The sequence below is a fragment of the Comamonas sp. Tr-654 genome (assembly GCF_011752915.1).
GTDB lineage: Bacteria > Pseudomonadota > Gammaproteobacteria > Burkholderiales > Burkholderiaceae_C > Comamonas.
Genome location: NZ_VWWQ01000001.1, coordinates 84,922 through 108,510, shown reverse-complemented (window position 1 = coordinate 108,510; position 23,589 = coordinate 84,922). Strand labels below are relative to the sequence as shown.

Annotated in this window: 14 protein-coding genes; 5 read left to right on the top strand and 9 right to left on the bottom strand. The window is 61.3% G+C overall.

Going from position 1 to position 23,589, the window contains the following annotated elements; all coding sequences use genetic code 11:
* The first annotated feature begins 64 nt into the window (after nt 1–64).
* Nucleotides 65–316, top strand: a complete 252-nt coding sequence (locus tag F3J24_RS00415) for a hypothetical protein (RefSeq protein ID WP_167001795.1) — start codon at nt 65–67, stop codon at nt 314–316.
* Nucleotides 317–485: 169 nt separating this feature from the next.
* Here the strand turns inward: F3J24_RS00415 and clpA are convergent, their stop codons facing one another.
* From clpA to dnaE, 3 genes are all read right to left on the bottom strand, one after another.
* Nucleotides 486–2,810 carry an ATP-dependent Clp protease ATP-binding subunit ClpA gene (gene clpA, locus F3J24_RS00410; protein ID WP_167001792.1) on the bottom strand — a complete coding sequence of 775 codons (2,325 nt, stop codon included), beginning with the start codon at nt 2,808–2,810 and terminating at the stop codon, nt 486–488.
* A gap of 62 nt (nt 2,811–2,872) precedes the next feature.
* Nucleotides 2,873–3,238 (bottom strand): ATP-dependent Clp protease adapter ClpS, encoded by a 366-nt coding sequence (clpS, locus tag F3J24_RS00405; RefSeq protein WP_029158698.1) that lies wholly within the window; start codon nt 3,236–3,238, stop codon nt 2,873–2,875.
* Between the two features lie 198 nt (nt 3,239–3,436).
* Nucleotides 3,437–6,970, bottom strand: coding sequence for a DNA polymerase III subunit alpha (dnaE, locus tag F3J24_RS00400; RefSeq protein ID WP_167001790.1), 3,534 nt, complete (start codon nt 6,968–6,970; stop codon nt 3,437–3,439).
* 237 nt (nt 6,971–7,207) lie between these two features.
* On the opposite strand from dnaE, the gene F3J24_RS00395 reads away from it, so the two are divergent.
* A complete protein-coding gene (locus tag F3J24_RS00395) occupies nt 7,208–7,999 on the top strand; it encodes an outer membrane protein assembly factor BamD (RefSeq protein ID WP_167003345.1) in 792 nt (263 codons plus the stop codon).
* A 54-nt stretch (nt 8,000–8,053) separates the two neighbouring features.
* On the opposite strand, the gene F3J24_RS00390 is transcribed toward F3J24_RS00395, so the two are convergent.
* Nucleotides 8,054–10,138, bottom strand: coding sequence for an ATP-dependent DNA helicase (locus tag F3J24_RS00390; protein ID WP_167001788.1), 2,085 nt, complete (start codon nt 10,136–10,138; stop codon nt 8,054–8,056).
* 136 nt (nt 10,139–10,274) lie between these two features.
* On the opposite strand from F3J24_RS00390, the gene F3J24_RS00385 reads away from it, so the two are divergent.
* Complete coding sequence (locus tag F3J24_RS00385; RefSeq protein ID WP_167001786.1) at nt 10,275–11,048, top strand: PP2C family serine/threonine-protein phosphatase; 774 nt, start codon at nt 10,275–10,277, stop codon at nt 11,046–11,048.
* 75 nt (nt 11,049–11,123) lie between these two features.
* Here F3J24_RS00385 and F3J24_RS00380 read toward each other — a convergent pair whose 3' ends face one another.
* The 5 genes from F3J24_RS00380 to F3J24_RS00360 form a co-directional block, all read right to left on the bottom strand.
* Nucleotides 11,124–11,879 (bottom strand): hypothetical protein, encoded by a 756-nt coding sequence (locus tag F3J24_RS00380; protein ID WP_167001784.1) that lies wholly within the window; start codon nt 11,877–11,879, stop codon nt 11,124–11,126.
* 67 nt (nt 11,880–11,946) lie between these two features.
* Nucleotides 11,947–13,044 carry a cell division protein ZapE gene (zapE, locus tag F3J24_RS00375; protein WP_167001782.1) on the bottom strand — a complete coding sequence of 366 codons (1,098 nt, stop codon included), beginning with the start codon at nt 13,042–13,044 and terminating at the stop codon, nt 11,947–11,949.
* A 152-nt stretch (nt 13,045–13,196) separates the two neighbouring features.
* Nucleotides 13,197–14,624: a dihydrolipoyl dehydrogenase gene (gene lpdA, locus F3J24_RS00370; RefSeq protein WP_167001780.1), complete on the bottom strand. Its 1,428-nt coding sequence runs from the start codon at nt 14,622–14,624 to the stop codon at nt 13,197–13,199.
* Nucleotides 14,625–14,704: 80 nt separating this feature from the next.
* Nucleotides 14,705–15,946 carry a 2-oxoglutarate dehydrogenase complex dihydrolipoyllysine-residue succinyltransferase gene (gene odhB, locus F3J24_RS00365; RefSeq protein ID WP_003079542.1) on the bottom strand — a complete coding sequence of 414 codons (1,242 nt, stop codon included), beginning with the start codon at nt 15,944–15,946 and terminating at the stop codon, nt 14,705–14,707.
* Nucleotides 15,947–16,010: 64 nt separating this feature from the next.
* Nucleotides 16,011–18,890 (bottom strand): 2-oxoglutarate dehydrogenase E1 component, encoded by a 2,880-nt coding sequence (locus F3J24_RS00360; protein WP_167001778.1) that lies wholly within the window; start codon nt 18,888–18,890, stop codon nt 16,011–16,013.
* 220 nt (nt 18,891–19,110) lie between these two features.
* Here F3J24_RS00360 and F3J24_RS00355 point away from each other — a divergent pair, with 220 nt between their 5' ends.
* Both F3J24_RS00355 and fdnG read left to right on the top strand, forming a co-directional pair.
* Nucleotides 19,111–20,286 carry an AI-2E family transporter gene (locus F3J24_RS00355; protein ID WP_167001776.1) on the top strand — a complete coding sequence of 392 codons (1,176 nt, stop codon included), beginning with the start codon at nt 19,111–19,113 and terminating at the stop codon, nt 20,284–20,286.
* A gap of 234 nt (nt 20,287–20,520) precedes the next feature.
* Complete coding sequence (gene fdnG / locus F3J24_RS00350) at nt 20,521–23,586, top strand: formate dehydrogenase-N subunit alpha (protein WP_167001774.1); 3,066 nt, start codon at nt 20,521–20,523, stop codon at nt 23,584–23,586.
* Nucleotides 23,587–23,589 lie beyond the last annotated feature (3 nt).

The following is a 23,589-nucleotide window of genomic DNA, read 5'->3' as shown; positions in this document are numbered from 1 at the left end:
GGATCCAGTACCGTTTTTTTGCAGCAGCCCGCCACCATCTATAGTTGCTTGGGAGATGCACATCATGAAAACCCTGGGCCGACTTGTTCTCTCTGCGTTTCTGGCACTGCTTGCCAGCCTCGCCGTGGCGGCGCTTTTCCTGCCGTTTCACAGCATCTTTCTGCCGCCCGACGGGGTCAGCTGCCTGAATGAGGGCATCTCAGGGTGCATGCGCACCCTGGAGATAAGCCTGCTGGTTTACGGCCCCTTGTTCTGCATCATCGGCGTTCTGATCGGCACACCAGTCTTCATGCTGCTTCTGTACCTGCGCGACTGATCAGGCAGCTCTGCCTGGGCATTCATACAGGGCTCTATCGCGGGCCGCAGGGCAAAAGAAGGCAAATCCGGGCCGGGCGGGCCATAAAAAAACCGGCAGTGTCTCCACTACCGGTTTTTTGTTTTCAGCGCCCTTCATGGGTGCCAGCGCAGGCCTGAATCAGCCCGCCTCAATCGGCGACTGCCTGCTCGGGCTCGGCCTTGGGGGCGTCCTTGGGCAGCTCGGTAATGGTGAGCTTGACATCACCCTTGCCTTCGTTGCCCGCTTCGTCCCAATCCACCTCCAGGCGTCCGCCGTTGGTCAGGCGACCGAACAGCAGCTCATCGGCCAGCGAGCGGCGGATGGTGTCCTGGATCAGGCGCTGCATGGGGCGTGCACCCATGAGCGGATCGAAGCCCTTCTTGGCCAGATGCTTGCGCAGCTCGTCGCTGAAGGTGACGTCCACCTTCTTCTCGGCCAGCTGCTGCTCCAGCTGCAGCAGGAACTTGTCGACCACGCGCAGAATGATCTGCTCGTCCAGCGGCTTGAAGCTGACGATGGCATCCAGACGGTTGCGGAACTCGGGCGTGAACAGGCGCTTGATATCGCCCATTTCATCACCGGCCTCACGGGGATTCGTGAAACCGATGGTGGCCTTGTTCATGGTCTCGGCACCCGCATTCGTGGTCATGATGATGATCACGTTGCGGAAGTCGGCCTTGCGTCCGTTGTTGTCGGTCAGCGTGCCGTGATCCATGACCTGCAGCAGCACGTTGAAGATGTCCGGATGCGCCTTCTCGATTTCGTCGAGCAACAGCACCGAATGCGGCTTCTTGGTCACTGCCTCGGTCAGCAGACCACCCTGGTCAAAGCCCACATAGCCGGGAGGCGCGCCAATCAGTCGGCTGACTGCATGACGCTCCATGTACTCGGACATGTCGAAGCGGATCAGGTCTACGCCCAGGATATAGGCCAACTGCTTGGCCGCTTCCGTCTTGCCGACGCCCGTGGGGCCCGAGAACAGGAAGGAGCCGATCGGCTTGTCCGGCTTGCCCAGACCCGAGCGCGCCATCTTCACAGCCGACGACAGCACTTCCAGCGCCTTGTCCTGGCCGAAGACCACGCTCTTCAAGTCACGCTCCAGCGTCTGCAGCTTGCTGCGGTCGTCGTTGCTGACATTGGCCGGCGGAATGCGGGCGATCTTGGCCACGATGGCTTCGATCTCGGCCTTGCCGATGGTCTGCTTGCGCTGCGCTTCGGGAGCGATGCGCTGGGCAGCACCCGCCTCGTCGATCACGTCGATGGCCTTGTCGGGCAGGTGACGGTCGTTGATGTACTTGGCCGACAGCTCGGCCGCCGCCTGCAGGGCTTCCTGCTCATAGGTGATGCTGTGGTGCTCCTCGAAGCGGGACTTCAGGCCCTTGAGGATGTCCACGGTCTCGGCCACGGTAGGCTCGACCACATCCACCTTCTGGAAACGGCGCGACAGGGCCGCGTCTTTTTCGAAGATGCCACGGTATTCCGTGAACGTGGTCGCACCAATGCAGCGCAGCTGGCCGCTGGACAGCGCGGGCTTGAGCAGATTGGACGCGTCCAGCGTGCCGCCCGAGGCCGCACCGGCGCCGATCAGCGTGTGGATTTCATCGATGAACAGGATGGCGTGCGGCTTGTCCTTGAGCGACTTGAGCACGCCCTTGAGGCGCTGCTCGAAATCGCCGCGGTACTTGGTGCCGGCCAGCAGCGCACCCATGTCCAGCGAATAGACCACGCCTTCCTTGAGCACATCGGGCACCGTGCCTTCCGTGATGCGCCAGGCCAGCCCCTCGGCAATCGCGGTCTTGCCCACGCCGGCTTCGCCCACCAGCAGCGGGTTGTTCTTGCGGCGGCGGCAGAGGATCTGGATGGTGCGCTCGACCTCATACTCGCGCCCGATCAGCGGATCGATCTTGCCTTCCTTGGCGGCCTGATTCAGGTTCAGCGTGAACTGCTCCAGCGGCGATGCTTTTTCATTGCGTTCGCCCGCCGCGCCTTCTTCGCTCTCCGAAGGAGATTCGGCCTTGGCGGGCTCTGGCGGCTCGCCCTTCTTGATCCCATGGGCGATGTAGTTGACCACGTCCAGGCGCGTGACGCCCTGCTGGTGCAGGTAGTACACGGCATGCGAGTCCTTTTCGCCGAATATGGCCACGAGCACATTGGCGCCCGTCACCTCTTTCTTGCCATTGCCCGTGGACTGCACATGCATGATGGCGCGCTGAATCACACGCTGGAATCCCAGCGTGGGCTGCGTATCCACCTCTTCGGTGCCGTCCACCTGCGGCGTGTTGTCCTTGATGAAGTTGGACAGCGATGAACGCAGGTCGTCGATATTGGCCGCGCATGCGCGCAGCACTTCAGCTGCACTGGGGTTGTCCAGCAGGGCGAGCAGCAGATGTTCCACGGTGATGAACTCGTGGCGCTGCTGCCGGGCCTCGACAAACGCCATGTGCAAGCTGACTTCCAGTTCTTGAGCGATCATGTGCGACTCCTTTCGGCTTGCTTGGTTGACTCTCTGCTAACTAATCTGAGGGCGGTCGGCGCTTATTCAACAGGCTCGAATGTGGCCTGCAGCGGATGACCCGCTTTCTGGGCTGCCTGCAGAACCTGCTCGACCTTAGTCGCCGCCACGTCCTGACTGTAGACGCCGCAGACACCGCGGCCGTCCAGGTGAATCTTGAGCATGATCTGCGTAGCCGATTCACGATCCTTGCCGAACAGCTCCTGCAGCACGGCAATCACGAACTCCATGGGCGTGAAGTCGTCATTGAGCATCACGACCTGGTACATGCGCGGCGGCTGCAGCCGCTGGCGGCGGCGTTCAAGCACCAAGGAATCACCATCGTCAGGCGTTCTGATCGCTGGCGAGACCGGGGGAATTGATGGGGGTTGGGTAGCCATGAAATCCATTCTAGCGAGCCGTTGCAATGTTTTTGCGCTGGCATATGCATAGCATTGTTAGGGATTTCAAGGCGGCCGGAAGCAAATTTGACAAAACCAAGGGAAATCCATGGAAAGCCCTTAGCCAGCAAGCGCTATGCGCTATCAAAAAATCAGGCTCCCGTCCGACATTTGCCGCTGCGCTACCGAAGCGGCAGCCCTTGGCGGCTATTCATAGACCACTTTGACCTGGCCTGCCGCGGCCGAGCCATACCAGGCGGCCAGTGCGGCATCGGTGGGATAGAAGCGGCTGCTCTCGCCCAGCGCCAGCTCGCAACTGGCCGAACCACGCTCGTCGCGGCAGATCAGGTCCAGACGCACCTTGACGCCATGATTGAGATTGCCGTTCTCGGTTTCCTCGACCTTGGCCGGGAACTGGCGCAGCAGCGCTGGCACATCGGGCATCTTCTCCCCCACGCTAACCTGCAGATAGCGCGCAAAACGACAGCGCGCATCGGCCAGGCTCCACATCTGCTGCACCTTCATGCGCAGGCCGCCACTGAAGCGGTCGGGCTGAAGCCGCCCCGAAACCACGACAAACTCGTCTTCCTTGAGCACATCGGCGCAGGCAGCCATGGTTTTTTCGTCGACCGAGGCCTCGATCACCGCCGATTTGTCGTCCAGCGTAAAGATGCTGAGCCTGCCGCGCTGGCCGTTAATGGTGCGCAGCCCGCCAATGATGCCAGCCATGGTCTGCGGCTCGCGGCTGTCGCGCATTTCGCCGATCGGAGTGCGCACGAAGCGGCGCACTTCGGCCTCGACCTCGTCGAACAGATGGCCAGTCAGATAAAAGCCTATGGCCGTCTTCTCCAGCGTCAGCTTCTCCTTGACACCCCAGGGCAGCACATCGGCCATGGGTGGCTCCGCCGTGCTCGAGCCCAGCGCGTCATCGCCCATCATGTCGAACAGACCGCCCTGATCGGCATTGGCAATCGAGGTGGCAGCAAAGCCGAAGGCGGTGTCCAGCGTCGCCATCAGCGATGCGCGGTTCATGTCGATGGAATCGAAGGCACCGCCCTTGATCAGCGCTTCCACCGTCCGTTTGTTGATGCGACTGCGGTCCACGCGCAGGCAGAAGTCGAACAGGCTCTTGAACGGACCCGTCTCGTGGCCGTTGGGGCCCGTGCCCTCGCCGTTGCGCGCGGCCACTATGGCTTCGATGGCCGCCTGACCGGTTCCCTTGATGGCCCCGAGGCCGTAGCGTATGACCTTGTCGGTCACCGGCTCGAAGCGGTGCACGCCGCGGTTCACATCGGGCATCTCGAAAGTGATACCCATCTTGAGCGCATCCTCGTACAACACCTTGAGCTTGTCGGTGTTGTCCATTTCCACGGTCATATTGCCGCAGTAGAACTCGGCCGTGTAATGCACCTTGAGCCAGCCCGTGTGATAGGCCAGCAGGGAGTAGGCTGCCGCGTGCGACTTGTTGAAGCCGTAGCCAGCGAACTTCTCCATCAGGTCAAAGACCTCGTCGGCCTTTTCCTCGGACAGTCCGTTCTTGGCCGCGCCCTCGCGGAAGATGCCCCGGTGCTTGACCATCTCCTCGACTTTTTTCTTGCCCATGGCCCGGCGCAGCAAGTCGGCGCCGCCCAGCGAGTAGCCGCCAAGCACCTGGGCGGTCTGCATCACCTGCTCCTGGTAGACCATGATGCCGTAGGTTTCGGCCAGCACCGACTCGACCAGCGGATGCGGGTACTCCACGACTTCCTGCCCGTGCTTGCGGGCAATGAAGGTGGGAATCAGGTCCATTGGGCCGGGACGGTAGAGGGCGTTCAGCGCAATCAGGTCTTCCAGGCGCGATGGCTTGGCCTCCTTGAGCATCTGCTGCATGCCACGCGATTCAAACTGGAAGACGGCTTCGGTCTTGCCGTCGGAGAACAGCTTGTAGGTCGGGTAATCGTCCAGCGGAATGTTCTCGAACTGGAAGTTCTCCTGGCCCTTGTGGCGCTTCATGATGAATTCGCGCGCAATCTCCAGAATCGTCAGCGTGGCCAGGCCCAAGAAGTCGAACTTCACCAGGCCCACGGCTTCCACGTCGTCCTTGTCGTACATGGCCACGGCCGAAGTACTGCCGGGCTGCTGGTAGAGCGGACAGAAATCGGCCAGCCGGCCCGGCGCAATCACCACGCCGCCGGCGTGCATGCCGATGTTGCGGGTCATGCCCTCCAGGCTCTGTGCCATCTCGATCAGGGTCTTGACGTCCTCCTCGCGCTCAATGCGCTCGGCCAGGATGGGCTCTTCCTTGATGGCGTAGGTGTATTTATCGCCTTCCTTGGGCGGATTGGGCGGGTACTTGAGCGTGACATGCAGGCCGGGCTTGTTCGGAATCAGCTTGGAGATGCCGTCGCAAAAGGTGTAGCTCATGTCCAGCACCCGGCCCACGTCGCGGATGGCCGCACGTGCGGCCATGGTGCCGAAGGTGGCGATCTGGCTGACGGCATCGCGGCCGTAGCGATCCTTGACATAGTCGATCACGCGGTCGCGGTTCTGCTGGCAGAAGTCCACGTCGAAGTCGGGCATGGACACGCGTTCGGGGTTCAGGAAACGCTCGAACAGCAGGTTGTATTCCAGCGGGTCGAGATCGGTCACCTTGAGCACATAGGCCACCAGCGAGCCGGCACCCGAGCCACGGCCCGGCCCCACGGGACAGCCGTTGGCCTTGGCCCACTTGATAAAGTCCGACACGATGAGGAAGTAGCCCGGAAAGCCCATCTTCATGATGGTGCCCAGCTCGAACTCCAGCCGCTCCACATAGCGCGCACGTTGGGCGTCGCGCTTGGCCGCATCGGGATAGAGGTGCACCAGACGCTCTTCCAGCCCCTGGTAGGACTCGTGGCGGAAGAACTCGTCCATGCTCATGCCGGACGGCACGGGGAAATTGGGCAGCTGCGGGTTGCCCAGCTCCAGCGTCAGGCTGCAGCGGCGCGCAATTTCGATGGTGTTCTCGATCGCGCTCGGGATGTCGGCGAACAGTTGCGCCATCTCGGCGGCGGTCTTGAAATGCTGGTCGCGGGTGAACTTGCGCACCCGCTTGGCATTGCCCAGGATCTCGCCCTCGGCGATGCAGACCCGGGCCTCGTGCGCCTCGTAATCGTCGGGCTTGGCATACTGAATCGGGTGGGTCGCGACCACCGGCAGGTTCAGACGGCTGGCCAGCTTCACGGCCGCCAGCACATGCGACTCGTCATCGGCACGGCCCGCGCGCTGCAACTCGATATAGAAGCGGTGCGGGAACATGGTGGCCAGGCGCTGGGCAATCTCGGCCGCACCTTTTTCATCACCACGCGTCAGGGCAATGCCCACAGGACCGGCCTGCGCGCCGGACAGCACGATCAGCCCCTCGCCCAGCTCCTGCAGCCATTCCCATTTGTGCTGCGCCTGGTCGCGCACCACATTGCGCGTCCAGCCGCGTGCCAGCAGCTCGGCGATATTGTGGTAACCCTGGCGGCTCTGAACGAGAACGATGACCCGCGAAGGCGGTGCATCGCCCAGCCCTTCGAGCACGATCTCGGCCCCCAGCAGGGGCTTTACGCCCTTGCCGCGACCTTCGCGGTAGAACTTGATGCCGCCAAACAGATTGTTGAAGTCGGTAATGGCCATCGCCACCTGCCCGTCTTCGGCAGCAGCCTTGATCATGGCATTGACGCGGGTGGTTCCGTCGACGACGGAAAATTCGGTGTGCAGGCGCAGATGGACAAACATGGCCGCTATTGTAGAAAGAGCGCTTCGTCCTTGCGGGCTCAATGCCACTAGATTCGCTGCCGCAGCGTAAAGACGCGCTCAACTCGCCGGCGCGGGGCAGCGGCCCATTACAATGCGTCGATCCTTTTTCAGGAAGGTCCGGGCCGGGTGGTGTATGGTGTGGGTTTTGCGCCTTGCCGCCAGATGCGACGGGCCAGCCTCCCATCACCGCTAATGATTGTCAGAAAACTGTCCACCATGCCGCGTATTTCCCTGACTCTAGTCCCTGCCGTGTTAATCGCCGCCACGCTGGCGGGATGCTCCAGCACCAAGGACGACCCGACGGCCAAGTGGACACCCGAGCGCATCTATACCGAAGCGCGCGACGAATCTTCCTCGGGTGCCTATGACAAGGCCGTGCCGTTGTTCGAAAAGCTTGAGGGCCGTGCCGCCGGCACGCCCCTGGCCCAGCAGGCCCAGCTGGAAAAAGCCTATGCCCAGTACAAGGCCGGCGAAAAAGTGCAGGCACTGGCCACGCTGGACCGCTTCACCAAGCTGCATCCGGCCAGCCCCGCCATGGACTACGCCCTTTACCTCAAAGGCTTGGTCAACTTTAACGATAACCTGGGCATGTTCGGCTGGCTGACGCGCCAGGACCTGTCCGAGCGCGACCAGAAGGCCGCCAAGGATTCCTTCGAGTCCTTCCGCGAGCTGGTGACCCGTTTTCCCGACTCCAAGTACTCGGATGACGCCCGCCAGCGCATGCAGTACATCGTGAACTCGCTGGCCCAGTATGAAGTCCATGTCGCCCGCTATTACTTCAGCCGCGGTGCCTATGTCGCAGCCATTGCCCGTGCGCAGACTGCCATCAAGGACTACCAGAACGTTCCTTCGGTGCGCGAAGCCATGGTGATTCTCGTCAAGTCCTATGACGCTCTAGGCATGACACAGCTGCGCGACGATGCCAAGCGAGTGCTGGAGCAAAGCTACGGCGCGAATGCCGAGCAAGGCGTTGAAAAGAAGAGCGAATCCTGGTGGAAGCTCTGGTAAGCAGAGCCTGCCAGGCCTGAAAACAAAAAGGATGCGCCAGTGCGCATCCTTTTTTCATTTACGCGTTTCCGAGTCCGCCGCTGCCTGCGACTCGCCCTCATGCCTGCCGGCATGCACCCTCAGTTGCTCCAGTGCCTCGTCGAACTCCTGTGGGCCGGTCAACACGCGCATCGGCGGCAGCGCCGACATCAGCTTCGCTCCATAGCCCATGGTGACAAGGCGGCTGTCACAAATGACCAGCACACCGCGATCGGTTTCGCTGCGAATCAGGCGCCCAGCCCCCTGCTTGAGCGCCAGGGCCGCCTCAGGCAACATGTAGTCGTGAAACGCCGCCCGCCCCACGCTCTCCAGCAGCCGGGAACGGGCCTCAACCAACGGATCGTCGGGAGGCGGAAACGGCAGCTTGTCGATGACCACCAGCTGCAGGACATCGCCGGGAAGATCCACTCCCTCCCAGAAGGTGGCGGAAGCCACCAGAATCGCGCCTCGCCCTGTTCCGGCTCCGGCAGCCATGAAACGCTGGATCAGGGCCAGCTTGGGCGCTTCACCCTGCACCAGCACATCGAGATCGGCAAACAGCCCCAGATTCGAGCGCAGCGATGCGCTGATGGCCTGCAAAGCCTTGATGGTGGTGGTCAGCACCAGGGTGCGACCACCCAGGCGCTGAGCTGCATCCAGCACCAGTTGGGCGACCTGCTCACTGTGCTGTGCGCTACCAGCCGCAGCAAAGGGCTGGGGCACATAGATACCGGCCTGCCGGTGATAGTCGAACGGGCTTTCCACCTGCAGCACCTGTGCGCCGCGCAGGCCACAGGAATCGACAAACCAGCTCAGCTGGGCATCATTGCCCAAGGTGGCCGAGGTGAAAATCCAGGCCTTCTTCCTTGACGGATCGGGCTCCTCCCCCTGGCCCGTACCGCCATCCTCCAAAGAGCGCCGAAGCAGCCGCTGCTGCATGATGCGGGCAATCGACAGCGGCGACTCCAGCATGCGCAGATACTGCGCGCCGACCTCCAGCCAGCGCACGCACTCGTCGTCAGCGGCAGATGCAAAGCGCGCCAGCCCGGCCAGCAGCTCTGCACCGCGCTCGTACAGGCGCTGCAAATCGGCGGCCGCCCCCTCCAGGGCAGCAAGCGGAATCAACAAGGCACGCAGACTCTGCCCCAGGCGCACCAGGGCCGCGCGCCATTTCACCGCATCCAGCCCTTGAGGGGTCACGGCCTGCCATGCCAGCCGCCCGCCGACCGGAGGCTTGCCGGCCTGCAAACGCAATTCGCGCATAGCCTGCTCCAGCGTGGCACAGAGCACCAGCCAGTCGGCCATGCCGCGTGCGTGCTCCTGAGTCAGGCGCAGGGCGTCACGGGCATAGCCCACCAATTGCTGGCTCGACAGGGCCTCGCCCGCAAACTGCACGCCGATGTCGTTGAGCTGATGAGCCTCGTCGATCACCACCACGCCGGTATTGGGCAAAAGATGGGCCATGCCGCTGTCGCGCACATCGAGATCGGCAAACAGCAGATGGTGGTTGACCACCACCACGTCGGCTTCCAGCGCCTGCTGGCGAGCATGATTGACATGGCAGCCCTGCCAGTGGGGGCAGTCCGAACCCAGACAGTTGTCCTTGGTGGAGGTCACCAGAGGCAGGGCGGCGGAGCGCTCGTCCAGCGCCGTCAGCTCGGCCAGGTCACCGGAGCGCGTGACCCTGGCCCAGCGCTCCACATCCGCCACGGCCCGCAGCACCTGCGGATCCTGAGGAGCCGTACGCCCCTGGCGCACGCGCTCCAGCCGCTCCATGCACAAATAGGAGGAACGGCCCTTGAGTCTGGCCATGCGCAGCGGCAGGCCCAGACCATGAACCAGACGTGGCAGGTCACGGGCAAACAGCTGATCCTGCAGCGCCTTGGTGGCCGTGGACACCAGCACCCGCTGACCGCTGAGCAAGGCCGGCACCAGATAGGCATAGGTCTTGCCCACGCCCGTGCCGGCTTCCACCACCAGCACCTGGCCCTCCTCAATGGCGCCAGCGACCGCCAGCGCCATGCGGGTCTGGCCCGAACGCGGCGTAAACGCAGGCTCGGCCAACGCGAGCCCGCCCTGCGGCGCAAATACCTGCGCAACCGCCTCCTGCAATTGAGTCAAAACCGTTTCACCTTCTCACAAGCCAGGTCAGTACGACCTCACATAAGATCTCGAATATTCGCCAAGGCTTGGCCTCGGATCGATAAAATGTAACGTAACGTTAAATAGCGCTCCGCGAACGCATTCGCACACACTCATGTCATCCAGCTACCGCATTCAGGCGGCCACCGGCATTCACCGCGGCGACCGGGAATATCAGCAGGACCAGGTCCTGCTCATGGCACACCCCTATGCCAAGGGCTGCATTCTTGGCGTGGTAGCCGACGGCATGGGCGGTCGCAGCGGCGGTCGCAAGGCTTCCGACCAGGTCATGCTCACGGCCCGTCAGCTTTTCGAGCGCTTTGAGCCCGCCAAGGAAGACTGCACACGCCTGCTGCGCACCATTGTGCAGGATGCCCACACCGTGATCCGCCTTACGGCCATCGCAGCCGAGCAGGAGCCCCACAGCACCATCGCGGTCTTCGTGGTGCTGCCCGACAATCGCTGCCACTTCATGCACTCCGGCGATTCACGCCTCTACCATTTTCGCGGTGCTTCCCTCGTGCACCGCTCGCTCGATCATTCCTATGTGCAGGCACTGGTCGATCGTGGCGAACTCACCGAGATCGAAGCCCAGCATCATCCGCAGTCCAATATCTTGCTGGGCTGCCTGGGTGCCGAGCCGCCGCCCCCCATGGCCCACCATGTGATTGAAAAACTGCAGCCAGGCGACAGTCTGATGGCCTGCTCGGACGGGGTATGGCATTACTTCACCACCCAGGAGCTGGGCACGGTGCTCGACGGCCTGTCGCCACGCGAAGCCTCCCAATTTCTGATCGAGAAAGCCAGGCGGCGCGCAGCAGGCAGTGGTGATAATCTCTCGCTGGCCATACTCAAGCTGGATACCTCAGTCGCTGAAGCAAGCGCCTGAGTGGTGGCCCGGCGACGCTCTGCCATGAGGTGCTTTCCACAATCCCTTGGTGGCGGCCGCTGATCCAGTCTGGCTTCAGGGCGCAGGAGCAGGCAGCGGCGCCGATGTCTGACCGCGCTCCTTGGCCTGCTGCAAAGCCCTGGCCTTGTGCTCGGCCGCAGCCTTGAGCTTGGCGTCGTAATCCGCCTTGGCCTTGGCCTCGCGCTCGGCGCGCCCCTGGTCGGCTTGGGCGCGGTTTTGCTCGTGACGACGCACATAGTCGGCCTGCTTGCTGGCACGCTGCTGCGCCTCGGTCTGGCGCTGGGCCTGCGCCGCCTGCTCATCAACCGCCGGCTTGGCGCCCGAGCCCTTGGGTTGGCTGCTGCCGTTCTTGTCGCGCTGCTGCGACTTCATGGGCACGGCAGCGTTTTCGGCCTTCTTCTCTTCGATGGCCTGCAGCTTGGCTGCGGCCTTTTCCTTGCGCTCGGTGTCGTTGATTTCCAGCTCGCGCGCACGCAGCGGCGCGTCTTTTTCTCGGGCCGCCCTGCGGGCCTCGGCCAGACAGCCTTCAACTGCAAACTTCTGGTAGCAGAGCTTTTCGTCGGCCACGCGCTGCTGTTCGATGACGGCACGCTTGCTGAGAATCTCGTCGCGCTCGGCTTCGCGCTGCTTGTGCAGATGCTGACGCGCCTTCCCGGCCGCCTCCTTCTGCGCCTGCTTGTCGGTCTGCGCCGCCGCATCCGTCTGAGCCTGGGCCATGGCCGGCACGCAGGCCAGACAGACCGCAGCCAGAGGCGCCAGTGCAAGGACTGCAATGCGGTGGCGGATCAGCTGAGCAAGGATAGTGGGCATCGTCATCAACTCGGAACTCGAAGTACAGGCTGGCATCTTAAAGCCGCAAGCAGTTGTCCGCTGGCGATCAGGTCAAGCTGGTATCCACCACGCGACGCTCCAGCGCCAGGTATTCCTTGGAGCGCATCTCGTTCAGGCGCGATACCGTGCGCGGAAACTCGTGGGACAACGGACCTTCGGTATAGATCTTCTCAGGCGGCACGGCAGCCGAGAGAATGAGCTTGACATGGCGATCGTAGAGCACGTCCACCAGCAGTGTGAAGCGCCGCGCGGCCGAAGCCATGTTGACATGCAGCTCGGGCACATCGGACAGCAAGATGGTATGGAACTGCGTGGCAATTTCCAGATAGTCATTTTGCGAGCGCGGGCCGCCGCAGAGCTCGCGGAAGTCAAACCACACGACGCCACCGGCACGTCGCTTGGCCGCAATCCTGCGGGTCTCGATCTGCATCACGGGCTCTTCGTCATGGGCTTCGGCCAGGCGATCGAAGGTTTCCTGCATCGCAGCATCGGCCTCTGGGCCCAGCGGGCAATGATAGAGCTTGGCGTCCTCGAGTGTGCGGCGGCGATAGTCGGTGCCGTTGTCCACGTTCACCACTTCCATGCGCTCTTTGAGCAAGGCAATCGCGGGCAGGATGCGGTCGCGGTGCAGGCCGCCAGGGTAGAGGCCGTCGGGCTCGAAGTTGGAGGTGGTCACAAAGCCCACACCGTTGGCAAACAGCGACTCGAGTAGCTTGTAGAGAATCATGGCGTCGGTGATGTCGGCCACATGAAATTCGTCAAAGCAGATCAGCTTGTATTTCTTGGAGATCTTGGCACCCAGTGCATCCAGCGGGTTCTGCGTGCCCTGCATCAGATGCATCTCGCGGTGCACCTCGCGCATGAATTCGTGAAAGTGCAGGCGCACCTTGCGCTTGAGGGGTACGGCGTTGAAGAAGCATTCCATCAGAAAGCTCTTGCCGCGCCCCACCCCACCGTACATATAGACGCCCTTGGGCAGGTCGGGGTGATTGATCAGTTTCTTGAGAGCATTGGAGCGCTTGCCCTTGTACACAGTCCACTCGTCAGCGCAGCGCTGCAACGCGTCGACTGCACGCAGCTGCGCGGGGTCGCTTTTGAAACCCTTGGCGGCCAGCTCCGCCTCGTAGGCTTGTCTTACATTCACCGTCTTGTCTCCAGATGCTCAAAAAACAATAGCTGCTACCGCTTATTTGATAAGCGTTAGCAGCCATTTTGTGCGGAATTCTAAAAGAAACTCAGCCTGCGCGCGGGCACTTCACAGCCATGTCAAAACCTGCGCGCAAGACTGAAAAAATCTTAGAAGTTCAGCGTGCGCTTATCCACGGCCAGGGCCGCTTCCTTGGTGGATTCGGACAGCGAGGGGTGAGCGTGGCAGATACGGGCGATGTCTTCGCTCGATGCCTTGAACTCCATGGCCACCACGGCTTCGGAAATCAGCTCGGACACCATCGGGCCCACCATGTGCACGCCCAGGATCTCGTCGGTCTCGGCATCGGCCAAGAACTTGACCATGCCGGTCGTGTCGCCCAGGGCGCGCGCGCGGCCGTTGGCCAGGAAGGGGAAGGAGCCTGCCTTGTACTTGACGCCTTCAGCCTTGAGCTGCTGCTCGGTGCGACCCACCCATGCCACTTCGGGGCTGGTGTAGATCACCGAAGGCAGGGTAGCGAAGTTGACGTGACCGTGCTGGCCGGCAATGCGCTCGGCCACGGCCACGGCTTCCTCTTCCGCCTTGTGCGCCAGCATGGGGCCGCGCACCACGTCGCCCACGGCCCACACGCCGGGCAGATTGGTCTTGCACAGATCGTCCACCACGATGGCGCCGCGCTCGTCCAGGGCCAGGCCCACAGCCTCGGCGTTCAGGCCGATGGTGTTGGCAGTGCGGCCGATCGACACGATCAGCTTGTCCACTTCCAGCGTCTGGGCTTCGCCCTTGGCGTTGGTATAGGCCACGGTCACGCCCTTCTTGCCGGACTTGACTTCACCGATCTTCACGCCCAGCTCGATCTTCAGACCTTGCTTGTCGAAAGCCTTCTTGGCTTCCTTGGCGATCTGCTCGTCCACCACGGGCAGGAACTTGTCCATGCCTTCGAGCACGGTCACTTCCGTGCCCAGGCGGCGCCAGACCGAACCCATTTCCAGGCCGATCACGCCAGCGCCGATCAGGCCCAGCTTCTTGGGAGACTTGCCCAGGCTCAGAGCGCCGTCGTTGGACAGGATGTTCTCTTCGTCGAAAGCCACGCCGGGCAGAGCACGGGCGTTGGAGCCAGTGGCCACCACGATCTGCTTGCCGGTGATGACTTCCTCTTCCTTGCCGGCAACCTTGATTTCGTAGCCGCCTTCGACAGCCTTGACGAAGGAGCCGCGGCCGTGGAAGAAGGTGACCTTGTTCTTCTTGAACAGGTACAGGATGCCGTCGTTGTTCTGCTTCACGATCGCTTCCTTGCGGGCGATCATCTTGGCCACATCCATCTCGACCTTGCCGGTGGAAATGCCGTGATCGGCAAAGTGCAGCTTGGCATGTTCGAAATGCTCGGAAGACTGCAGCAGCGCCTTGGAGGGAATGCAGCCCACGTTGGTGCAGGTGCCCCCGGGAGCAGCGCCGCCAGCGGCGTTCTTCCACTCGTCGATACAGGCGACGTTGAAACCCAGTTGTGCAGCGCGGATGGCAGCGATGTAGCCGCCGGGGCCTGCGCCGATCACGACGACGTCAAATTGCTTGCTCATGATTTGAATCTTTTCTCTGTTTAACTCGAAAAAGCCCACCGCTTTTGGTGGTGGGCTTTGTAGAAGCTCGATCTGCTGAATTACAGATCAAACAGGAGGCGAGAAGGATCTTCCAGCGCGTCCTTCATGGCCACCAGGCTCAGCACGGCTTCGCGGCCGTCGATGATGCGGTGGTCATAGGACATGGCCAGATAGTTCATGGGACGGATCACGATCTGACCGTTCTCGACCACGGCGCGATCCTTGGTGGCGTGCACGCCCAGAATGGCGGACTGAGGGGGGTTGATGATGGGGGTGGACATCATCGAGCCGAAAGTGCCGCCATTGGAGATCGAGAAGGTGCCGCCGGTCATTTCTTCAATGCCCAGCTTGCCTTCCTTGGCCTTCTGACCGAACTCGACAATCTTCTTTTCGATGTCGGCGAAGCTCATCTGGTCTGCATTGCGCAGGATGGGCACCACCAGGCCGCGAGGCGAGCTCACAGCGATACCGATGTCGAAGTAGCCGTGGTAGACGATGTCGTTGCCGTCGATGGAGGCGTTGACTGCGGGGAACTTCTTCAGTGCATGCACTGCAGCCTTGACGAAGAAGGACATGAAGCCCAGCTTCACGCCATGTTCCTTGGTGAACTGGTCCTGGAACTTCTTGCGCAGTTCCATCACGGGAGCCATGTTCACTTCGTTGAACGTGGTCAGGATGGCGTTGGTGGCCTGGGATTGCAGCAGACGCTCGGCAATACGGGCACGCAGACGTGTCATGGGCACACGCTGCTCGGGACGGTCACCCAGGTTTTCCTTGGTCACGGGAGCAGCCACCTGAGGCAGCGCAGCCTTGGGAGCGCCAGTGGGGATGGCTGCGCCGGCCTTGATGGCACCCAGAGCATCGCCCTTGGTCACGCGGCCGTCCTTGCCTGTGCCAGCCACGTTGGCAGCGGACAGGTTGTTGTCAGCCAGGATCTTTGCAGCAGCAGGCATGGCCACGCCGCTCTTGTCAGCGCCGGCAGGAGCTGCGGCCACGGGGGCTGCAGCAGGAGTCGCAGCAGCAGCGGGGGCGGCTGCAGGAGCAGCGGCACCGGCGACGGCTTCGGAGTCGATCTTGGCGATCACTTGCTCGGCTGCCACGGTTGCGCCGTCGCCTTGCAGGATTTCGGTGATCACGCCTGCCGAAGGAGCGGGCACTTCCAGCACGACCTTGTCGGTTTCGATTTCGATGAGGATTTCATCGATGGCCACTGCCTCGCCGACCTTTTTCTTCCAGGTCAGCATGGTGGCTTCAGTGATGGATTCGGACAGCTGGGGGACTTTAACTTCAACGATTGCCATTTTGAATTCTTTCCAAAGATGTTTCTTGTGCCCCCCTGTCCTCGGACAGGGGGTGTCGCCTGTATTACTTGGTCAGGACAAAGCCCTTGAGCTTGGCGAATGCGCCTTCCACCAGTGCCTTTTGTTGCTCTTGGTGCAGATGTGCGTAGCCAACGGCGGGCGAAGCGGACGCAGCGCGACCGGAGTAGCCCAGCTTCTGGCCTTCACGCATGTTCTCGTGGATGTTGTGCTGGATGAAGAACCAGGCGCCCTGGTTCTGAGGCTCATCCTGGCACCACACGATGTCAGTAGCGTTGGCGTACTTCTTCACTTCGGCAGCGAACGCCTTGTGGGGGAAGGGATACAGCTGCTCGACGCGGATGATGGCGACGTCCTTGGATTCCTTCTCGGCACGCTTCTTGACCAGATCGTAGTACACCTTGCCCGAGCAGGCGATGATGCGCTTGACCTTGGCAGCGTTCTTGACGATGGTTTCGTCCTGCTCGGGTATCACGGTCTGGAAACCACCAGAGGTGAACTCGGACAGGGGCGAAGTGGCGTCCTTGTTACGCAGCAGCGACTTGGGAGTCATGATGACCAGCGGCTTGCGCAGGCCACGGACCATCTGGCGACGCAGCACGTGGAAGATCTGGCTGGCCGTTGTGGGCTGCACGATCTGCATATTGGTGTCGGCAGCCAGCTGCATGAAGCGCTCCAGACGTGCCGAACTGTGCTCGGGGCCCTGGCCTTCATAGCCGTGAGGCAGCATCAGGGTCAGGCCGTTGACACGGCCCCACTTCACTTCACCCGATGCGATGAACTGGTCGATCACCACCTGGGCGCCGTTGGCGAAGTCGCCGAACTGGGCTTCCCAGACCACCAGGGTGTTGGGGTCGTTCGATGCATAGCCGTATTCAAAGCCCAGCACTGCCTCTTCGGACAGGATGGAGTCGATCACGACGAACGGAGCCTGATTCTCGGCAGCGTTCTGCAAAGGAATATAAGTGCCCTCGTCCCACTTTTCACGCTTCTGGTCATGAACCACGGCGTGACGGTGCGTAAAGGTACCGCGACCCGAGTCTTCACCCGACAGACGCACGGGGTAGCCCGAAGCGACCAGGGAGCCGAAGGCCATGGTCTCGCCCATGCCCCAGTCAATATTCACATCGCCGCGACCCATGGCTGCGCGATCGTCGTACACCTTCTTGACCAGAGCATGAGGGTTCACGCTGGCAGGCAGGGTAGTGATCTTCTCGGCCAGACGCTTCCACTCGGTCAAGGGAATAGCGGTGTCGCCGGCGTCGGTCCAGGTCTTGCCCACGAAGGGGCTCCAGTCCACGGCGTACTTGCTCTTGAAGTTGGTCAGCACCACATCCTGGGTGTGACGGCCTTCGTCCATGGCGGCGCGATAGGCCTTGACCATGTCGTCGCCCAGCGTGTCGCCCAGGCCCTGGGTCGCCAGCTTGTCTGCGTACAGCTTGCGTGTGCCGGGGTGGGCAGCAATCTTCTTGTACATCAGAGGCTGTGTCAGCGCAGGTGTGTCCTGCTCGTTGTGACCCAGCTTGCGGAAGCAGATGATGTCGACCACCACATCCTTGGAGAATTCCATGCGGAATTCCAGGGCCAGCTGCATGGCCAGGCATACGGCTTCGGGATCATCGCCATTCACGTGCAGCACGGGCGACTCGATCATCTTGACGATGTCGGTGCAATACAGCGTGGAGCGCAGATCGCGGGGATCAGAAGTGGTGAAACCGATCTGGTTGTTGATGATGATGTGAACCGTACCGCCGGTGGTGTAGCCACGGGTTTCGGACAGCGCCAGGGTTTCCTGGTTCACGCCCTGGCCGGCGAAGGCCGCGTCACCGTGCACCAGCACGGGCAGCACTTGCTTGCCCATAGGATCGTCGCGACGGTCCATGCGCGAGCGCACCGAACCTTCTACCACGGGGTTGACGATTTCCAGGTGCGAGGGGTTGAAGGCCAGCGACAAGTGAACGGGGCCGCCCTTGGCAGACACGTCGGAGCTGAAGCCCTGGTGATACTTCACGTCACCGGCAGGCAGATCTTCGGGAGCGGTGTGGTCGAACTCGGCAAACAGATCCTTGGGCGCCTTGCCCAGGGTGTTGACCAGCACGTTCAGACGGCCACGGTGAGCCATGCCGATCACAACTTCCTGCACGCCCTTGGCGCTGGCGGAGTTGATCAGCTCGTCCATGGCGGCGATGAAGGACTCACCACCTTCCAGCGAGAAGCGCTTCTGGCCCACATACTTGGTGTGCAGATAACGCTCCAAACCTTCCGCAGCGGTCAGGCGTTCCAGAATGCGCTTTTTCTCGTCGGCATTGAAGACGGGCTTGGAACGGATCGATTCCAGGCGTTGTTGCCACCAGCGCTTTTGATTCTGATTGGTGGCATACATGTACTCAGCGCCCAGGGTGCCGCAGTAGGTCTCGCGCAGAGCATTCATCAGCTCGCGCAAAGTCATGGTTTCCTTGCCGAAGAAGGTGTTGCTGGTGTTGAACACCACTTCCTGGTCGGCATCGGTGAAGCCGTAGAAGGAAGGCTCCAGCTCGGGAATTTCGGGGCGCTCGGTGCGCTTGAGGGGATCCAGATCGGCCCAGCGTTGACCCACGTTGCGGTAGGCAGCAATCAGCTGCTGCACGGCCGTGCGCTTGCGACCCAGCTCGGAGTCAGCGCCGGAAGCCACCACCACCTTGGTGCCGCCCTGCTTTGCACGCTCGGCAAAAGCATTGATCACGGGCAGGTGAGGAACGTCCTTGTTGTCGGTACCGTCCACTGCAGGCACATGCTGCAGTGCATCGAAGTATTCACGCCACGAATCGGGGACGCTACCAGGATTGGCCAGGTAGTTCTCATACATCTCTTCGACATAGGGCGCATTGCCGCCGAACAGATAGGTGTTGCCTTGATAGGCTTGATAGATCGTTGACTGATCGCTCATATCTCGCTGACCTCCGCTTTCCTTCGGAAAGCATTAGCTGGTTTGTGGAACCTCCCGCGACACGGCTGTACCGATTGGCGGATGCGACTGTGGCTGGGGAAGGGCCTTGAGTTGCGGCAGCCATTGTGCCACTGTTCAAAGTCTTGGTCTTATAAAAGACAAGATGTTTACACCCCTGGGACTCGCTTACATTGCAGGAACTCCGTAAACAAGGATTCGCATGCCGCTTTTGCCGCTTCACAAACGTGCATTCATTCTTCTTTTGATAGCAGTAACTGCTGGATTCGGCTTGGTTCTTGAGGAATATGCCGTTGCCATCTTCTGGGGCGTGGTATTTGCCATCGTCTTCGCCCCCCTGCACCGCAAGCTGCTGATGCGCATGCCCAACAGGCCCACGCTGGCAGCGCTGGCAACCTTGCTAATTAGTCTGGTAATGGTCATTTTGCCGCTGTCTCTGATAGGGCTTTCGCTCATCAAGGAGACCGCTGCCATCTATGACCAGGTCAGCAGCGGCAACCTGTCCGCCGGCAACTATGTAGAGCAGATATTCAATGCCCTGCCCTCCTGGCTGACCCCGTGGATGGAAAAGCTGCACCTTGGCACGCTGGAAGAAATCCAGACCAAGCTCTCCAATATCGCGCTGCAGGCCAGCAAGCTCGCGGCCACCAAGGCCGTGGGACTGGGGCAGAACACCCTGGGCTTTGTGGTGGGCTTCGGCGTCATGCTCTATCTGATCTTCTTTCTGCTGCGCGACGGCAAGGAGCTGGTGGCACGCATCTGGGCTGCAACGCCTCTGGCACCCGAGCACAAGCGCGAGCTGGCCATCAAGTTCATCACCGTCATCCGCGCCACCGTCAAGGGCAATCTAGCCGTCGCAGCCGCCCAGGGCGCGCTGGGGGGATTGATCTTCTGGATTCTGGGCATCCAGGGCGCGGTGCTCTGGGCCGTGGTCATGGCTTTTCTGTCGCTGCTGCCCGCAGTGGGTGCCGGTCTGGTCTGGGGGCCGGTCGCTATCTACTTCCTGGCCACAGGCGCCGTCACCAAGGGGTTGATCCTGGCCACCTACGGCGTGCTGGTCATCGGACTGGTGGACAACGTGCTGCGCCCCCTGCTGGTCGGCAAGGACACCAAGATGCCTGACTACGTGGTGCTGATCTCTACACTGGGAGGCATGGCCTTGTTCGGGCTTTCGGGCTTTGTACTCGGCCCTGCCATCGCCGCTCTGTTCATGGCCGCCTGGGAGCTGTTTGCCTCCATGCAGGCGCAGGAGGAGCAGCAACTGGGCATAGAAAGCGCGCAAAAACGCACAACGACCGATGAGCTGCAGCCTGCCGAGAGCGCGCTTGCTGTCGCTGCAGAGCCCTCGATCCAAACACCAAAAAGCGACACAGACTAGAAATTTTCTGTGCAATTCGGCCTGTCGGCTTATGGCGTTCCGCGCTGAAACTTGATACGTTCAGAAGCGCAGGCCGAAAACTATGGTGGCGATAAAGAAATACAAAAACGAAAAATAAGGAGCAAAACCGCTTGACGTTACTCAAGAATTAAGGGTTTGTAACTGCTATCAAAAATGGGGGGGGTCGTAAAATTTGCTTTCACTATAAGCGTTCATACGAAAAGGTACCCCACAATGGTCCAATTCTCCAGACGCCAGTTCATGAAAGTGACTGGTTCGACTCTGGCGGGTTCCAGCTTGGCGCTGATGGGTTTCTCACCCACAGCTGCGCTCGCTGAGGTGCGACAGTACAAGCTGTCTGCTGCCACCGTAACCCGCCAAACCTGCACCTACTGCTCCGTAGGCTGCGGCATCCTGATGTACTCCTTGGGCGACGGCAGCAAGAACAGCCGCCTGTCCGTGATGCACGTGGAAGGCGACCCGGATCATCCGGTCAATCGCGGCACACTGTGCCCCAAGGGTGCATCGCTGCTGGACTTCGTCCACAGTCCAAGCCGCCTCAAGTATCCCGAATATCGTGCCCCCGGCTCCTCCGAGTGGAAGCGCATGTCCTGGGACGAGGCGCTGAACCGCATCGTCAAGCTGCTCAAGGAAGACCGCGACGCCAACTTCGTTGAAACCAACGAAAAAGGCCAGAAGGTCAACCGCTGGCTCACCACCGGCATGCTGGCCGCCTCGGCCTCCAGCAACGAAGCCGGCTACATCACGCACAAAGTGGCCCGTTCCTGGGGCCTTCTTGCACTCGACAACCAAGCACGTGTCTGACACGGCCCGACGGTGGCAGGTCTTGCCCCGACGTTTGGCCGTGGAGCGATGACGAACCATTGGGTCGACATCAAGAACGCGGACGTTATTTTGATCATGGGCGGTAATGCCGCCGAAGCACACCCCTGCGGCTTCAAGTGGGTGACCGAAGCGAAGGAGCACAACAAGGCTCACTTCATGGTGGTCGATCCGCGCTTCAACCGCTCGGCATCCGTGGCTGACTTCTATGCACCGATCCGCTCCGGCTCGGACATTGTCTTCCTCGGCGGTGTGATCAACTACCTGCTGACCAACGACAGGATTCACCACGAGTATGTGAAGAACTACACGGACTTCTCATTCATCGTGCGCGAGGACTTTGCGTTCGACGAAGGTATTTTCTCGGGCTACAACCCCGAAAAGCGCACGTACGACAAGGCCTCCTGGGACTATGAACTCGGTGACGATGGCTTTGTGAAGGTCGATCCCACGCTGGAACACCCTCGCTGCGTCTATCAATGGCTCAAGAAGCATTACGCAGGCTACACCCCCGAGAAGGTGGAATCCATCTGCGGCACGCCCAAGGAAAAATTCCTGCACGTGTGCGAGAAGCTTGCTTCGACTGCCGAAGCAGGTCGTGTCGCCACCATCATGTACGCACTGGGCTGGACCCAGCACACCACGGGCGCGCAGATCCTGCGTACCGGCGCCATGATCCAGCTGCTGCTGGGCAATATCGGCATCGCTGGCGGCGGCATGAACGCGCTGCGTGGCCACTCCAACATCCAGGGCCTGACCGACCTGGGCATTCTGTCCGCTTCGCTTCCCGGGTACCTGACGCTGCCGAACGAAGCCGAGCAGGACTACAACCAGTACATCGCCACGCGCACGCCCAAGCTGCTGCGCCCCGGCCAGATGAACTACTGGTCGAACACGCCCAAGTTCCACGTCAGCCTGATGAAGGCATGGTGGGGCCCGGCCGCAACTGCAGAAAACAACTGGGCTTTTGACTATCTGCCCAAGCTGGACAAGCAGTACGACATGCTGCAGATCTTTGAGATGATGACTCAAGGCAAGGTCAACGGCTACATCGCTCAGGGCTTCAACCCCCTGGCGGCCCTGGCCAACAGCAACAGCGTGCGCGAAGGCCTCAAGAAGCTGAAGTTCCTGGTCATCATGGATCCGCTGGTGACCGAGACTTCGGAGTTCTGGAAGAACCACGGTGAGTTCAACGACGTGGACTCCGCCTCCATCCAGACAGAGGTTTTCCGCCTGCCCACCACCTGCTTCGCCGAAGAAGACGGTGCCGTGGTCAGTTCCTCGCGCGTGCTGCAGTGGCACTGGAAGGCTGCCGAACCTCCGGGAGAGGCCAAGACCGACATTGCCATCATGTCCGGCCTGCACCTGCGCCTGAAGGCCCTGTACGAGAAGGAAGGCGGCAAGTTCTTCGAGCCCATCACCAATCTGTACTGGCCTTACGCCGAAGCCCACCACCCCTCCTCCGAGGAAGTGGCCAAGGAGTACAACGGTCGTGCGCTGGTAGATCTGTTCGACCCCAAGGACCCCACCAAGCTCATCCGCAAGGCGGGCGAGCAGCTGGCGGGCTTCGGCGAAATGCGCGATGACGGCACCACCCTGGGCGGCTGCTGGATCTGGGCTGGCAGCTGGACTTCGTCCGGCAACCAGATGGCGCGCCGCGACAACAGTGACCCCACCGGTATCGGCAATACGCTGAACTGGGCCTGGGCCTGGCCTGCCAACCGCCGTGTGCTGTACAACCGTGCATCCTGCGACCGTCAGGGCAAGCCGTTCAACCCCGAACGCGTGCTGATCAAGTGGAACGGCAAGCAATGGGGCGGCGCGGACGTGCCGGACGTGGCCGTGGGCCTGGATCCCGAGGTGATCAACCCCTTCATCATGAACCCCGAAGGGGTGGCCCGCCTGTTTGCCCGCAAGGGTATGGCAGAAGGTCCGTTCCCCACGCATTACGAGGCGTTTGACAACCCGCTGGGCTACAACCCCATGTACCCCAACAACAAGCTGGCCGTCATCAGCCCCGTGATACGCATCCTGGAAACCGCCAAGGGCACCCAGGGCGATCCCAAGGACTACCCACATGTGGGCACGACCTACCGCCTGACCGAGCACTTCCACTACTGGACCAAGCATGTTCAGCTGAACAACATCGTCCAGCCCGAACAGTTCGTGGAAATCGGCGAGGCACTGGGCAAGGAGCTGGGCATTGAAACCGGCCACCAGGTCAAGGTTTCGTCCAAGCGTGGCTTCGTCAAGGCCGTGGCCGTGGTGACCAAGCGCATCAAGCCCATGAAGATCGATGGCAAGACCATCCATCACGTGGGCGTGCCGATTCACTGGGGCTTCTCCACGACGGGACGCAAGGGCTATCTGGCTAACAACCTGACAGCCTCCGTGGGTGACGGTAACAGCTTGACCCCTGAATCCAAGACCTTCCTCGTGAAGGTGGAAAAGATCTAAGGA

Coding starts and splice junctions, on each gene's coding strand:
- F3J24_RS00415 (WP_167001795.1), top strand. CDS start 65: ATGAAAACCCTGGGCCGACTTGTTCTCTCTGCGTTTCTGGCACTGCTT.
- clpA (WP_167001792.1), bottom strand. CDS start 2,810: ATGATCGCTCAAGAACTGGAAGTCAGCTTGCACATGGCGTTTGTCGAG.
- clpS (WP_029158698.1), bottom strand. CDS start 3,238: ATGGATTTCATGGCTACCCAACCCCCATCAATTCCCCCGGTCTCGCCA.
- dnaE (WP_167001790.1), bottom strand. CDS start 6,970: ATGTTTGTCCATCTGCGCCTGCACACCGAATTTTCCGTCGTCGACGGA.
- F3J24_RS00395 (WP_167003345.1), top strand. CDS start 7,208: ATGCCGCGTATTTCCCTGACTCTAGTCCCTGCCGTGTTAATCGCCGCC.
- F3J24_RS00385 (WP_167001786.1), top strand. CDS start 10,275: ATGTCATCCAGCTACCGCATTCAGGCGGCCACCGGCATTCACCGCGGC.
- F3J24_RS00380 (WP_167001784.1), bottom strand. CDS start 11,879: ATGCCCACTATCCTTGCTCAGCTGATCCGCCACCGCATTGCAGTCCTT.
- lpdA (WP_167001780.1), bottom strand. CDS start 14,624: ATGAGCAAGCAATTTGACGTCGTCGTGATCGGCGCAGGCCCCGGCGGC.
- odhB (WP_003079542.1), bottom strand. CDS start 15,946: ATGGCAATCGTTGAAGTTAAAGTCCCCCAGCTGTCCGAATCCATCACT.
- F3J24_RS00360 (WP_167001778.1), bottom strand. CDS start 18,890: ATGAGCGATCAGTCAACGATCTATCAAGCCTATCAAGGCAACACCTAT.
- F3J24_RS00355 (WP_167001776.1), top strand. CDS start 19,111: ATGCCGCTTTTGCCGCTTCACAAACGTGCATTCATTCTTCTTTTGATA.